Genomic DNA, 13,529 nt, shown 5'->3' with positions numbered 1-13,529 from the left:
CGCGCGGCCTGGCCGCACTGGCTTTCAGGCAGGCGATGAGCGCAGGCCGTAGGTCTTGCCGTGCACGAACAGGTACTCGGCGCGCAGCACCGCGTCGCCTTTCTCGCCGGTGAAGGTGAAGCCCAGCACGGCCACCGGCGTGCCGGGCTTGATCTCCTCGACGCCCCAGGCCTGCAGCCGTGTGAGCGGGGCCAGCTCGATCTGCCACTTGCGGTCGCGCCGCGTCGGCAACTGCGCCTTGGCCAGCAGCGCCGCGCCGTCGACCGTTGCGCTTTGCTTCGGCAGGGGCCGCTGCTTCAGGTCGGGCGGCAGCGCGAGGTTCTCGGGCAGCTCGATCTCCAGCTCGCCGTGCGGGTTGCGCCAGCTCACCTTGGTGGCGCGGCCTTCCAGGTACAGCGGGCGCTCCTGGTCAAAACTGCTCCAGCCGTGGTGGGCCCAGGCGGGCAGGGCCAGTGCGATCGAACCGGTCACGAACATGCGTCGATGCAGCATCGCGTTCTCCTTGGTCAGACATAAGCAATCCAGCGCCCGCAGATGATGACAGCGAGCCAAAACCCCAAAGACAGGAGGCATTGAAACCTGGCGAACCCGCTCTGCCCGCCGAGGTCACCGCGCAGGTGGAACCAGGCGGCGTTGAGGCCGGCCAGCAGGATCAGCAGCAGCTTGACGCGAAAGGCCGTGTTGCTCAGCAACTCGCCCGGCTGGCTGGCGAACATGGTCAGGCCGGTCAGTGCGCACAGGCCGAAGCCCAGCAGGGCGGGGCGCAGCGTGAGGCGCGCCAGCAGCGGCGCCGGCAGCTCGCGGGCCAGGCCGAGGGCGCGCAGCTCGAACACCAGCAGGCCGCCGAACAGCAGCGCGATGCCCACGATGTGCGCCGCCTCCAGCGCCGGGTAGGCCCAGGGGTGCGAGACGAGTCCGGCCAGCATCGGGGCAGCTTAGCGCAAGCCTCGCCCCGGGGGCGCGGCACAATCCCTTGCAATCTTTTTTCACCAGGCTGTAACCGGCCGGCCCGATGGCACGAAACACCGTAGGCAGCAGGACGACACCGAGCGACGCGGAAGCGGCCTTGCGCCGCCTGTTCCTTCGCGGCCTCGATGGCGACGCCGGCGCGTACCGCGAGTTCCTGCAGAAACTGAGTGCGCACCTGCGCGCTTTTCTGGGCAAGCGCCTGTTCGGCTGGCCCGATGAAGTGGAAGACCTCGTCCAGGAATGCCTGCTCGCCATGCACAACCAGCGCCACACCTACCAGAGCGACCAGCCGCTGACGGCCTGGGTGCATGCCATTGCGCGCTACAAGATGATCGACCTGCTGCGCGCCAAGTCGGTCCGCGAAGACCTGCATGACCCGCTGGACGACGACCTGGCCGTGTTCGCCGCGTCGGCCACCGAGGCCAGCGACGCGAAGCGCGACCTCGGCGGATTGCTGCAGACCCTGCCCGAACGCCAGCGCCTGCCCATCGTGCACGTGAAGATCGAAGGCCTCTCGGTGGCCGAGACGGCCAGCCTCACGGGCATGTCGGAGTCGGCGGTGAAGGTCGGCATCCACCGGGGCCTGAAGGCCCTGGCCGCGAAGTTCGGGGGAGGCGCCGCGCCATGAAGACCGACGACCTCGTGAACCTGCTGGCCGCCGGCGAGGTGGCGGTGCCGCGGCGCAGCGCCAGCGGGCGGATCGGGCTGGCGGTGCTGGCCGCGCTGCCGGTGTCCTTCGTGATCCTGTTCGGCGAGTACGGGCTGCGGCCCGACCTGGTGCAGGCGATGTTCTGGCCGATGTTCTGGGTCAAGGTGCTGTTTCCGCTGTGCATCGCGGCGGCGGCCTTCGTGACGGTGCAGCGGCTGGCCCGGCCTGGCGTGCGGGTGCGCCACGCGTGGTGGGGCGGGGTGCTGCCGGTGTTGGGAATCTGGGGGCTGGCGGCGTTCGTCTGGTTCTCGGTGCCGATCGAGGAGCGCATGCCCTTGCTGATGGGCCAGTCGTGGCGCATCTGCGCTCTGAGCATCGGCTTCATGGCGCTGCCGGTGTTCGCGGCCACCTTCGTGGCATTGCGGGGGCTGGCGCCGACGCGGCCCGCGCTGGCCGGGGCCGCGGCCGGCGCACTGGCCGGCGGCGTGGGCGCGTCGGTCTACGCGCTGCACTGCATGGAGCTGACCGCGCCGTTCCTCGCGGTCTGGTACGTGAGCGGGATCGCGGTGCCGGTGCTACTGGGCGCGGCACTGGGGCCGCGCCTGCTGCGCTGGTAACGCGGCCGCTTTCTCTTAGCGCTTCTTGCTGCCGAAGATCCCGCCCAGCACGCCGCGCAGGATTTCCTTGCCCACCGACGTGCCCATGGTGCGCACCGCCGACTTGGCCATGGTCTGCACGAGGCCGTCGCGCTTGCCGCCGCGCGGGCCGGTGCTGCCGAAGAGCATGTCGTTGAGCATGCCGCCCATGCCGGACGATTCTTCCGCGGCGGCTCCGCCCTTGGCGCCGGCAGCCGGCGCATCGGGTGCGCTTTCGGCGCGGCCCTTGAGCTTTTCGTAGGCCGATTCGCGGTCGACCGTCTTCTCGTACACGCCCGCCACCAGCGAGCCCGCGATCAGCGCCTTGCGCTGCTCGGGCGTGATCGGGCCGAGTTGGCTGCCCGGCGGCAGCACGTACACGCGCTCGGTGATGCTGGGGCGGCCCTTGGCGTCCAGGAAGCTCACCAGCGCCTCGCCCACGGCGAGTTCGGTGATGGCGGTCTCGATGTCCAGGCCGGGCTTCTGGCGCATGGTGCTGGCGGCGGCCTTCACGGCCTTCTGGTCGCGCGGGGTGAAGGCACGCAGCGCGTGCTGCACCCGGTTGCCCAGCTGGGCCAGCACCGAATCGGGAATGTCCAGCGGGTTTTGCGTGACGAAATACACGCCGACGCCCTTGGAGCGCACCAGTCGCACCACGAGTTCGATGCGTTCGACCAGCGCCTTGGGCGCCTCGTTGAACAGCAGGTGGGCCTCGTCGAAGAAGAAGGCCAGCTTCGGCTTCTCGGGGTCGCCGATTTCGGGCAGCTGCTCGAACAGCTCCGACAGCATCCACAGCAGGAAGGTGGCGTACAGGCGCGGCGAGTTCATGAGCTTGTCGGCCGCCAGGATGTTCACCACCCCCTTGCCGCCCACCGTCTGCATGAAGTCGGTGATGTTGAGCATCGGCTCGCCGAAGAACTTGTCGCCGCCCTGGGTCTCGATCTGCAGCAGGCCGCGCTGGATCGCGCCTACGCTGGCGGCGCTGATGTTGCCGTACTCGGTGGTGAACTGGCTCGCGTTCTCGCCCACGTACTGCAGCATGGCGCGCAGGTCCTTCAGGTCGAGCAGCAGCATGCCGCTGTCGTCGGCGATCTTGAACACCAGGTTCAGCACGCCGGCCTGGGTTTCGTTCACGTCGAGCATGCGGCCCAGGAGCAGCGGGCCCATGTCGGACACGGTGGCGCGCACCGGGTGGCCCTGTTCGCCGAACACGTCCCACAGCGTGACGGGGCAGGCGGCCGGCTCGGGCACGTCGATGCCGCGTTCCTTGAGCGTGGCGGCCAGTTTCTCGCTGACGCTGCCTTTCTGGCTGATGCCGGTCAGGTCGCCCTTGACGTCGGCCATGAACACCGGCACGCCGATGTTCGACAGTTGTTCGGCGATGGTCTGGAGCGAGACGGTCTTGCCGGTGCCGGTGGCGCCGGTGATCAGGCCATGGCGGTTGGCCAGGCCGGGCAGGAGGGTGCACTCGATGGTGTCGTGGCGTGCGATCAGAAGGGGGTCGGCCATGGGGCGCTCCGGGTCGTATCGAAGCGCGCAGTCTAATCAACCGCCACTCCTATAATTCACGACCCCGCACGGTCGTTCAGGAAAAAAGTTCAGGAGGTTTTTTTGTCATCGACTGCTCAGCCCCCCATTCCCGCCACTGGCGATGCATCCGAACAGTCGCCGATCGAAAAAGAGCTGGCCGTGTTGCTCGTGAACGCGCTCAATCTCGAGGTCGCACCTGAAGAGATCGTTCCCACCGACCCGCTGTACGGCGAAGGTCTGGGCCTCGACTCCATCGACATCCTCGAAGTCGCGCTCGAAGTCTCGCGCCGCTACGGTTTCCAGCTGCGCTCGGACGACGAGCGCAACCAGCAGATCTTCCAGTCGCTGCGTACGCTCGCGACCCACGTCGCCGAGCACCGCAGCGCCACCTGATCCATGTCCCGATGGCGACTCGTCCTCCTGCTGCTGGTAGGGGTCACGTATGCCGGCCTCTCCCACTGGATGACGCTGTTCCACGCCACCGAGCCCTGGGCTGTGGTGGTGTTGCTCGGCCCGTTGTGGATCGCGGCCATGGGTTGCGCCGCCAGCTGGTTCGGCCGCTGGGGCCTGGCCATAGCGGCGGCGCTGGGCATCGGCGGCTTCTCGCTCGTCTTCCTCGGTGAGGCGGGCGACACGAACCGCCTGTACGTGCTGCAGCACATCGGCATCAACGGCGCCTTGTGCGGCTGGTTCGGCTCGACGCTGCGCGGCAAGGGCCTGCCGCTGATCACCCAGTTCGCGCAGCGCGTGCACCCGCTGAAGGGGCACATGCTGTCGTACACGACGCACCTGACGCAGGTGTGGACGGTGTACTTCGCCGTGGTGGTCGTCTCGTCGATCGTGGTCTACCTGACGCTGCCGTTCTCGGCCTGGTCGCTGCTGGCCAACGTGCTGTCGCCGCTGAGCGTGGCGCTGCTTTTCGTGGGCGAGCACCTCGTGCGCTACCGCCTGCATCCCGAATTCGAACGCACGCGCCTCGTCGATGCGGTGCGCGCGTTCTACGGCACCTCGACGGTGGACAACGGCGCTGGCGGCCAATGAAACAGGCACAGCCCGCGTGACCCCCGACACCGCTTCTTCTTCCTTCCTGCCGCTGCTCGCGGACCGCAACCCCGACGCGCCCCTGGCCTGGCGCGCCGGCCAGCCGGTCAGTACGCGGCAATTCCTGGCCGACGTCGCGCGCCTGGCGCCCGCACTGCCCGCCGAAGGGCCTGCCGTCAACCTCTGCCTCGACCGCTACGCCTTCGCCGTGAGCCTGGGCGCCGCGCTGGTGCGCGGCCATGCCAGCCTGCTGCCGCCCGACGCGCGGCCGGACACGCTGGCGCGCCTGACCGAAACCGGCGGCGCCCACCTGTTCGCGCTGACCGACGACGACAAGCTCGAGACACCCGGCATGCGGCGCCTGCAGGTCGAGGCCGTGCCCGGCCCAGCCAGCGATGCGCTGGTGCCCGCCATCGACGGCGGCCGGCATGCGGCCAGCCTGCTCACCTCGGGTTCCACCGGCGTGCCGCAACCGCATGCCAAGGCCTGGCGCACGCTGGTCGGCGACGTCGAAGTGGCGGTCGAGCGGCTGTGCCGCGTGCTGCAGCGGCCCACGCTCGAAGGGCTCGCGCTGGTGGCGACCGTACCGGTGCAGCACAGCTACGGCCTGGAGTCGTCGGTGCTGCTTGCGATGCTCGGTGGCGCCGCGTTCGAAACCGGGCGGCCGTTCTTCCCGGCCGACGTGGCGAAGGCGCTGGCCTCGGTGCCGCGCCCGCGCGCGCTGGTGACCACGCCGTTCCACCTGAAGACGCTGCTGCTGTCGGGCATCGAGTTGCCGCCGGTCGACCTGATCCTGTCGGCCACCGCGCCGCTGTCGCCGCAATTGGCCGCGCAGGCCGAGCAGGCGCTGGGCGGCGTGCTGCTCGAGATCTACGGCAGCACCGAATCGGGCCAGGTGGCCACGCGCCGCACGACCGAGAGCGAAATCTGGGAAACCTTCGGCGAGATCCGCGTGCATGCGCAGCCGGGGGAGGGTGACGGACCCGAGCGCTTCATCTTCAGCGGCGATTTCATTCCCGAGCCGACGCCCATGGCCGACGTGCTCGAGCTGCTCGATGCACGGCGCTTTCGCTTGTTCGGCCGTGCCAACGACCTGATCCACGTCGCCGGCCGGCGCAGTTCGCTCGCGCACCTGAACTACCACCTCAACAGCATCGCCGGCGTCGAGGACGGCGCCTTCTGGCTGCCCGACGAGGTGGCCGACGGCGTGGTGCGGCCGGTGGCGTTCGTGGTCGCGCCCACGCTGTCGGCAGCGGACATCATTGCTGCACTGCGGCAACGCCTGGAGCCCGTGTTCGTGCCGCGCCGCGTGGTGCAGGTCAAGGCCTTTCCGCGCGAAGGCACGGGCAAGCTCACGGTGCGGGCGCTGCGCGAATTTGCGCTGGCGCAGCTGGCCGACGACCAGACGCCGGTGCAGATGGCGCACACGGTGCCGGTCGACCATCCGGCCTTTGCGGGCCATTTCCCCGGCCAGCCGCTGGTGCCCGGCGCGCTGCTGCTGGCCGAGGTCATGGAAGTCGTGCGGCGCGTGCCGGCGCTGTCGGCACGGCTCGGCCCGAGCCCGACGCTCGCGGCCGCCAAGTTCCTGGCGCCCGTGCGGCCTGGCAGCACGCTGTCCATCGAGCTGCATCCCGAGGCCGGAACCGGCCGCGGCGTGCGTTTCGACGTGCGCTGTGACGGCGTGGCGGCTGTCACCGGCCGCTGGACGGCTGTGCCAGAGTCGGCGGGATGAAGCACACCGACGCCGAAACGCGCGCCGTGGACGAAGCGGCGCGGCAGACCGCCCGCCCGGCGGCCCAGCAGGGCGACTGGGCGCGCGCGCCCGAGCGCAGCAACATGCTGGCGCTGCGCTTCATCTGCCTGATGGCGCTGGTGTGCGGAAGGCACGTCACGCGGCTGCTGCTGCCGCCGATCAGCCTGTACTTCCTGCTGTTCGCGCCGGCGCCGCGCCGCCACATCAAGCGCTACCTGTTCCGGGCCATCGGTCCGCGCGCGGGCTGGGTCGACGGCTACCGCCTGCTGCACGCGTTTTCCTCCACCGTGCTCGACCGCGTGTACTTCCTGCGCGGGCGCATGGACCTGTTCAAGCTGAAGATCGAAGGCAACGCCCCGATCGAGGCCGAGGCGACCGAAGGGCGGGGCGCTTTCCTGCTCGGCGCCCACATCGGCAGCTTCGAGGTGCTCGGCGCCTGCAAGCAGCAAAAACACCAGAACCGCATGCGGCTGGCGATGCTGATGTACCCCGACAATGCGCAGCGCATCACCGCCATCCTGAACGCCATCGCGCTGCCCGAGATGCGGCCCCACGTGATCGCGCTGGGCCGGCCGCATTCCATGCTCGCGCTGCGCGACTGGCTCGACGGCGGCGGCCTCGGCGGCATGTTGGCCGACCGCACCCTGCCGGGCAGCGAGGAGCAGCCGGCAAACCAGCGCGGCAACAACATCGTGCTGCCGTTTCTGGGGCAGCCGGCCGTCTTCAACGATGGCCCGTTCCGGCTGGCGGCGCTGCTGCGCCGCAAGGTGTTCTTCATGGCCGGCATGTACGGCGGCGGTGCCCGCTACGATGTCCGGTTCGATCCGCTGGCCGACTTCGGCACGCCGTTCGCCGACGCCGCGGAGCGTGAACGCCGCATCCGAAGCGCGGTCGAAGCCTATGTGGCCCGCCTGGAGGCGCTGTGCCGCGCCTACCCGTACAACTGGTTCAATTTTCATGATTTCTGGCTCGAAGATGCGGCTTGATCGGCTTTGCAGGGTGGTGGTGCTGGCGGTGGCTTTCTGTGCCGCGCCGGCCTGGGCGGCGTTCGACCTGCCCGAACTGATGGGCCTGCTGGCCCGGCAGAAGAGCGGCGAGGCGCGCTTCACCGAGCAGCGCTTCGTGCACGGCCTCGAAGGCCCGCTCGACGCGAGCGGCACGCTGAGCTTCGAGGCGCCCGACAAGCTGGTGCGCCGCACGCTGTCGCCGCGCATCGAGACCATGTCCGTCGACGGCAACACGCTGACCCTGTCGCGCGGCAACCGCAACCGCACGCTGGCACTGGACAGCATGCCCGAGCTGCTGGGCCTGGTCGAAGCCATGCGCGGCACGCTGAGCGGCGACGGCGCCACGCTGCAGCGCTACTTCAAGAGCACCGTGACCGGCGCCGCCGGCAAGTGGACGCTCGACCTCACGCCCAACGACAGCCGGCTGGCCGCGCAGGTGCGCAGCATGCGCATCACCGGCCGCAACAGCGAGGTGCTGGGGCTGGAGATGGAGTTCGTGGGCGGTGACCGTTCGGTCATGCACATTTCGCCCAACGCGCCGGCGTCGGCGCTGCCGGCCGGCGCCCCCGGGCGCGCGACGCCGTGAGCCTGGCGCAGGCGGGCGGCCCGCCGGGGTGGTCGCGCCGCATCGTCGTCCTGCTGGCGTGGCTCTTGGTCGTGGCCCTCGGCGCGGTCGTCATCGCGCGCACCCAGATCGGCGCCGACCTGTCGGCCTTTCTTCCCAAGAGCCCTGACCTGCGCCAGCGCGTGCTGATCGAGCAGCTGCAAAGCGGCGTCGCCTCGCGCACGCTGATGCTGGGCTTCGAGGGCGGCAGCGTCGAACAGCGTGCTGAAGTCTCGCGTGCCGTCGGCAAGGCGATGCGCGAAAGCCAGCTCTTCGACCTGGTGCAGAACGGTGACGTGAGCGACTGGAGCGAGGCCGGCACCTGGGTGTTCCAGCACCGCTACCAACTGTCGTCCGGCGTGATGCCGGGGCAGTTCACCGCCGAAGGGTTGCGCGAGGCCATCGTCGACACCCTGTCGATGCTCGGCACGCCGGCCGGGAATGCGATCAAGCCCTTGCTCGACAGTGATCCGACGGGCGAGACCCAACGCATCGCGATGGAGCTGGTGCCGGCCAGCGCGCCGCGCAGCGAGGCCGGTGTCTGGATGTCGCGCGAGGCGCCGCGTGCGCTCATGATCGCCACCACGCGCGCAGCTGGCGGCGACCTCGACGCGCAGGCCGTCGCCATCGCCCGCGTGCAGGCCGCCTACGAAGCCGCCGCGCGTGGCATGGGCGAGGCCGCGCCGAAGCTGCTGCTGAGCGGGCCGCCCGTGTTCTCGGTGATGAGCCGCGAAAAGATCAAGACCGAAGCCATCCACCTCGCGGTGGTGGGCGGCATCGTGATGAGCGTGCTGCTGCTGCTGGCCTTTGCCTCGCCGCGCGCGCTGGTCATCGCCTTCCTGCCGGTGGCCACGGGCGTGGTGGTGGGCACCGCGTCGGTCAGCCTGGTGTTCGGCTCGGTGCACGGGCTCACGCTGGGCTTCGGCAGCACGCTGATCGGCGAGACGGTCGACTACGCCATCTATTACCTGATCCAGGCGCGCGGCGCGGCCGTGGCCGGCACCGGCTGGCAGCGCTGGCGCGAGGTGCACTGGCCCACGGTGCGGCTGGGCCTGCTGACCTCCGTGTGCGGCTTTGCGGCGCTGGTGTTCTCGGGCTTTCCGGGGCTGGCGCAATTGGGCGTGTTCTCGATCGCCGGGCTGGTGTCGGCCGCGCTCGCCACGCGCTACGTGCTGCCCGTGCTGGCACCCGATGGCGCGACCGGCATGGGCATGCGCCGGCACATGGCGCGGCTGGCCGGCCTGCTGGTGCGCGGCCTGCCGCGCCTGCGCTGGCCGCTGGCGGCGCTCGGCGTGGCGGCGCTCGCGCTGGTGCTGTGGCAGGGCGGCCACCTGTGGCGCGCCGACCTGAGCGCGATGAGCCCCGTGCCGCGCTCGGCCCAGCAGCTCGACGAGATGCTGCGCAAGGACATCGGCGCCAGCGACGGCGGCGTGCTCGTGGTGGCCTTCGGCGACGACGAACAGGCCGCACTGCGCCACACCGAGGCCGCGGCTGCGCGCCTCGATGCGCTGGTCGACAAGGGCGAGCTCAGCGGCTACGAAGCCGTGACCCGCGTGCTGCCCAGCGTGGCCGCGCAAACGGCGCGCCAGGCCAGCCTGCCCGACGTCGACACGCTGCGCGCCAACCTGGCCGAGGCGACCAAGGGCCTGCCGCTGCCGGCATCGCGCCTCGGCCCCTTCGTGGCCGACGTGGAAGCCGCGCGCAAGCAAGCGCCCGTGCAGCGCGCCGACCTCATGGGCGGCCCGCTGGGCTCGGTGGTCAACACGCTGATGTACGAGCGACCGGGCGGTGGCTGGTCCACGCTGGTCGTGCTGCATCCCGGCCCCGGCTTCGAACAGGCGCGCCTCGAGGAGGCGCTGGCCGGGCTGCCCGAGGTGCAGGTGGTGGACGTCGGGCGCGAGCTCGGCGGCCTCTATCAGCGCTATCTGCACGAGGCCTTCGTGCAGGTGCTGCTCGGCGCGCTGGCGGTGGTGGTGCTGTTGGGCGTGTACCTGCGCTCGTGGCGCCGTCTGCTGGCCGTGTGCCAGCCGCTGCTGTTCGCGGTGGTGCTCACGCTGGGCGGCATGGCACTGGCGCAGGCGGCACTCGGCATCCTGCACCTCGTGGGGCTGCTGCTGATCGTCGCCGTGGGATCGAACTACGCGCTCTTCTTCGACCAGCTGCGCACGACCGGGCGCGCCGATGAAGACACGCTGGCCTCGCTGATGCTGGCCAACCTCACGACGGTGGTGTCGTTCGGGCTGATCGCGATCTCGGACATTCCGGCGCTGTCGTCCATCGGCCGTGTGGTCGCGCCGGGCGCCTTGCTGGCGCTGCTGCTGTCGGCCGCGTTCGCGCGCAACGTGGCGCCCGGGAAGGGCCCGAGCCCACAGCGTCCGCGCTGATGGGAAAATCCGGGCCCACCATGTCGTCGCCTTCCGCCCCTTCCACCCGTTCTGCCGCCTCCGAATCCTGGCCCTGGCCGCCGGCCATGCGCGCCAGCGCGGCCGTGCATGTGGCTGCGTTGGGCGCTGGCGTGCTGGTGCCCGGCGCCTGGCCCTGGGCGCTCGGCGCGGTGGTGCTGAACCATGCGCTGATCACCGGTGCGGGCCTCACGCCGCGCAGCAACCTGCTCGGCCCGAACGTCACGCGCCTGCCCGAGGCCGCCGGCGCGCGTCGCGAGGTGGCGATCACCATCGACGACGGGCCCGAGCCCGAGGTCACGCCCCGCGTGCTCGACCTGCTGGACGCCCACGGCCAGCGCGCGACCTTCTTCTGCATCGCCGAGCGCGTGCTGGCGCATCCCGCACTGGCGCGCGAGATCGTCGCGCGCGGCCACAGCATCCAAAACCACACGGCGCAGCATCGCCACAACTTTTCCTTCCTCGGCCCGCGCGGCTTCGCGGCGGAGATCGCGCGCGCGCAGGACATCCTGACCGACGTGACCGGCCAGCGCCCGACCTGTTTCCGCGCGCCCGCCGGCCTGCGCAACCCTTTCCTCGAACCCGTGCTGCACCGCCTCGGCCTCTCGCTCGTGAGCTGGACGCGGCGCGGTTTCGACACCCGCGAAGGCGACGCCACCAAGGTGATGGCGCGCCTTACTCGCCACCTGCAGGCGCGCGATATCCTGCTGCTGCACGACGGCAATGCCGCGCGCACCGCAGCAGGGCAACCCGTCTTGCTGGAAGTCCTGCCCTTGTTGCTCCAACGCCTGCGCACCGATGGATTGCGCGCCGTGACCCTGCCTGAAGGATTGAAGACCGCATGAGCGCCGTGATGCCATCGACGATGACCACCGACCAAGCCTGGCGCGAGCTGCACGAAGCCGCGACAGTGCCCTACAAGAAGGGCGGCACCTTCGCCTGGCAGTTCGCACGCGGCAAGCTCGGGCGCGACCCGGTGTTCCGCGGCCTGCTCGAACGCGGGCTGATCGACGCCCAGCACCGGCGCGTGGTCGACATCGGCTGCGGACAGGGCCTCTTCGTGAGCCTGCTGGCGTCGATGAGCGCGATGCAGCAGCAAGGACGCTGGCCGGCCTCATGGGCCGCCACGCCCGCCGCCGCGGACTACACGGGCATCGAGCTGATGCCGAAGGACGTGGCGCGCGCCGAGGCGTCGGTCGGCCACCTGCAGCCGACGCCGCGGCTGGTGTGCGCCGACATGTGCTCGGCCGCCTTGCCCGACTGCGATCTGGTCGTGATCCTCGACGTGCTGCACTACGTGGACCTCGCGGCGCAAGAAGGCGTGCTGACCCGCGTGCGCGACGCGCTCCGCCGCGGCGGCAACCCAAAGGCGCGCCTGCTGCTGCGCGTGGGCGATGCGTCGAGCACGCGTGGTTTCGCGATCAGCCAGTGGGTCGATCGCACCGTGACGCGCATCCGCGGCCACAAGGTCTCCCCGACCTGGGGCCGCCCGCTGGCCGAGTGGATCGCCGTGCTGCAGCGCCTGGGTTTCCGCGTGCAGAGCATGCCGATGAGCGAAGGCACGCCGTTTGCCAACGTGCTGCTGGTCGCCGACCTGGAGACTGCCGCTTGACGGCACCGCAGACGCTCGACCGCGCGGGCATCGCCGCGCGCATTCCGCACAGCGGCAGCATGTGCCTGCTGGAGCGCCTCGAAGGCTGGGACGCCGAATCGATCCATTGCAGCACCACGACGCACAGCCAGGCGGACAACCCGCTGCGCACCGAGAGCGGCCTGCTCGCGCCCAACGCCATCGAGTACGCGGCGCAGGCCATGGCGCTGCACGGCGGCCTGCTGGCCGCCGAGGGCAGCACGCCGTCGGCCGGCTTCCTGGCCAGCGCGCGCAACGTGAAGCTGGGGGTGGCGCGGCTGGACGACATCGCCGGAGCGTTGCAGGTGCGCGCGAAGCGCCTGTCCGGCGACGACCGGCAGGTCTTGTATGAATTCACGGTGGCGGCCGACGACGGCCGCCTGCTGGCCGAGGGCCGGGCCGTGGTGGTCTTGAACACGCCGCTGGCGGACATGGGAAGCACACCGTCATGAGTTTCGAAGGAAAACGCACACTGATCACCGGCGCCAGCGGCGCGCTCGGCGCGGCCATGGCGGAGCGTTTTGCGCGCGACGGCGCCACCGTGCTGCTGCATGCGAACTCGCGGCCCGAGGCCATCGAGCAGCTGGCCGCGTCGATCACCGCCGCCGGCGGCAAGGCGGAATGCCATGTGTTCGACCTGCGCAGCGACGAGGCCTGCGCGGCCGGCTGCGTACGCATCCTCGAAGGCGGCGCGGTGCAGATCCTCGTCAACAACGCGGGCGTGCACGACGACGCCGTGCTGCCCGGCATGCGCGCCGAGCAATGGCACAAGGTGATCGACGTGTCGCTGAACGGTTTCTTCCGCGTGACTCAGCCGCTGCTGCTGCCGATGATGCGCACCCGCTGGGGGCGCGTGCTGAACATCTCGTCCGTCGCCGCCATCGCGGGGAACAAGGGGCAGGTGAACTACGCCGCGGCCAAGGGCGCGCTGAACAGCGCGACCAAGGCGCTGTCGCTCGAAGTGGCGTCGCGCGGCGTGACCGTGAACGCGATCGCGCCGGGGATCATCGCCTCGCCGATGGCCGATGCGGTGTTCGACCCCGCGCTCATCAACCAGATGGTGCCCGTGAAGCGCGCCGGAACGCCGCAGGAAGTGGCGGCGCTGGCAGCGTTCCTGGCAGGCGATGAAGCCGCGTACATCACGGGGCAGGTGATCTCGATCAACGGCGGGATGATCTGAGACCCTGCCGGCTCGTTCTTCCCTGCGAAGAGCGCGGCATCCACTTCACCCCGAAGCCCGGCAGGCGGTGCGGTGTGGGCGGCCCCTCTGTGCCGCCGAGGAGCGCAGCGTTTCGCGGATCAGGGCTCG

General features: G+C 70.5%; 15 protein-coding genes. 12 read left to right on the top strand and 3 right to left on the bottom strand.

Going from position 1 to position 13,529, the window contains the following annotated elements; translation table 11 throughout:
- Nucleotides 1–24: 24 nt before the first annotated feature.
- On the bottom strand, nt 25–492 hold the full coding sequence (locus tag AC1RGU_RS10310) for a DUF6152 family protein (protein ID WP_070060744.1): 468 nt from the start codon (nt 490–492) through the stop codon (nt 25–27).
- 14 nt (nt 493–506) lie between these two features.
- Nucleotides 507–926 carry a hypothetical protein gene (locus AC1RGU_RS10305; protein ID WP_159276923.1) on the bottom strand — a complete coding sequence of 140 codons (420 nt, stop codon included), beginning with the start codon at nt 924–926 and terminating at the stop codon, nt 507–509.
- An 86-nt stretch (nt 927–1,012) separates the two neighbouring features.
- On the opposite strand from AC1RGU_RS10305, the gene AC1RGU_RS10300 reads away from it, so the two are divergent.
- Together AC1RGU_RS10300 and AC1RGU_RS10295 are read left to right on the top strand one after the other, a co-directional pair.
- On the top strand, nt 1,013–1,597 hold the full coding sequence (locus AC1RGU_RS10300; protein ID WP_062477750.1) for a sigma-70 family RNA polymerase sigma factor: 585 nt from the start codon (nt 1,013–1,015) through the stop codon (nt 1,595–1,597).
- Entirely contained in the window at nt 1,594–2,235 is a 642-nt protein-coding gene (locus AC1RGU_RS10295) for a DUF1109 domain-containing protein (RefSeq protein ID WP_095745358.1), read from the top strand. Before AC1RGU_RS10300 ends, AC1RGU_RS10295 begins: the two co-directional genes overlap by 4 nt.
- A 15-nt stretch (nt 2,236–2,250) precedes the next feature.
- On the opposite strand, the gene AC1RGU_RS10290 is transcribed toward AC1RGU_RS10295, so the two are convergent.
- Nucleotides 2,251–3,762, bottom strand: coding sequence for a helicase HerA-like C-terminal domain-containing protein (locus AC1RGU_RS10290; protein WP_354342052.1), 1,512 nt, complete (start codon nt 3,760–3,762; stop codon nt 2,251–2,253).
- 102 nt (nt 3,763–3,864) lie between these two features.
- Here AC1RGU_RS10290 and AC1RGU_RS10285 point away from each other — a divergent pair, with 102 nt between their 5' ends.
- From AC1RGU_RS10285 to fabG, 10 genes are read left to right on the top strand one after another with little or no spacing between them, the layout of a single operon-like run.
- A complete protein-coding gene (locus tag AC1RGU_RS10285; RefSeq protein ID WP_062482694.1) occupies nt 3,865–4,176 on the top strand; it encodes a phosphopantetheine-binding protein in 312 nt (103 codons plus the stop codon).
- A gap of 3 nt (nt 4,177–4,179) precedes the next feature.
- Nucleotides 4,180–4,824, top strand: a complete 645-nt coding sequence (locus AC1RGU_RS10280; RefSeq protein ID WP_062482691.1) for a COG4648 family protein — start codon at nt 4,180–4,182, stop codon at nt 4,822–4,824.
- Between the two features lie 16 nt (nt 4,825–4,840).
- Nucleotides 4,841–6,556: an ApeI family dehydratase gene (locus AC1RGU_RS10275; protein ID WP_492696335.1), complete on the top strand. Its 1,716-nt coding sequence runs from the start codon at nt 4,841–4,843 to the stop codon at nt 6,554–6,556.
- Nucleotides 6,553–7,563 (top strand): lysophospholipid acyltransferase family protein, encoded by a 1,011-nt coding sequence (locus AC1RGU_RS10270; protein WP_492696333.1) that lies wholly within the window; start codon nt 6,553–6,555, stop codon nt 7,561–7,563. The genes AC1RGU_RS10275 and AC1RGU_RS10270 overlap by 4 nt, the downstream gene beginning before the upstream one ends.
- Nucleotides 7,535–8,170, top strand: coding sequence for a LolA-related protein (locus tag AC1RGU_RS10265; protein WP_095948590.1), 636 nt, complete (start codon nt 7,535–7,537; stop codon nt 8,168–8,170). The genes AC1RGU_RS10270 and AC1RGU_RS10265 overlap by 29 nt, the downstream gene beginning before the upstream one ends.
- Nucleotides 8,167–10,572 carry an MMPL family transporter gene (locus AC1RGU_RS10260; protein ID WP_492696331.1) on the top strand — a complete coding sequence of 802 codons (2,406 nt, stop codon included), beginning with the start codon at nt 8,167–8,169 and terminating at the stop codon, nt 10,570–10,572. The genes AC1RGU_RS10265 and AC1RGU_RS10260 overlap by 4 nt, the downstream gene beginning before the upstream one ends.
- 20 nt (nt 10,573–10,592) lie before the next feature.
- Nucleotides 10,593–11,435 (top strand): polysaccharide deacetylase family protein, encoded by an 843-nt coding sequence (locus AC1RGU_RS10255; protein WP_492696329.1) that lies wholly within the window; start codon nt 10,593–10,595, stop codon nt 11,433–11,435.
- On the top strand, nt 11,432–12,202 hold the full coding sequence (locus tag AC1RGU_RS10250) for a class I SAM-dependent methyltransferase (protein ID WP_492696327.1): 771 nt from the start codon (nt 11,432–11,434) through the stop codon (nt 12,200–12,202). Before AC1RGU_RS10255 ends, AC1RGU_RS10250 begins: the two co-directional genes overlap by 4 nt.
- Entirely contained in the window at nt 12,199–12,672 is a 474-nt protein-coding gene (locus AC1RGU_RS10245) for a hotdog family protein (protein WP_492696325.1), read from the top strand. Before AC1RGU_RS10250 ends, AC1RGU_RS10245 begins: the two co-directional genes overlap by 4 nt.
- Complete coding sequence (gene fabG, locus AC1RGU_RS10240) at nt 12,669–13,400, top strand: 3-oxoacyl-ACP reductase FabG (protein WP_492696323.1); 732 nt, start codon at nt 12,669–12,671, stop codon at nt 13,398–13,400. The genes AC1RGU_RS10245 and fabG overlap by 4 nt, the downstream gene beginning before the upstream one ends.
- The last annotated feature ends 129 nt before the right edge of the window (nt 13,401–13,529 follow it).

The organism is Variovorax sp. GW823-FHT02B07 (assembly GCF_058797695.1).
Note: the sequence above shows the minus strand (reverse complement) of the source record. Positions and strands in the feature narration are given on the sequence as shown.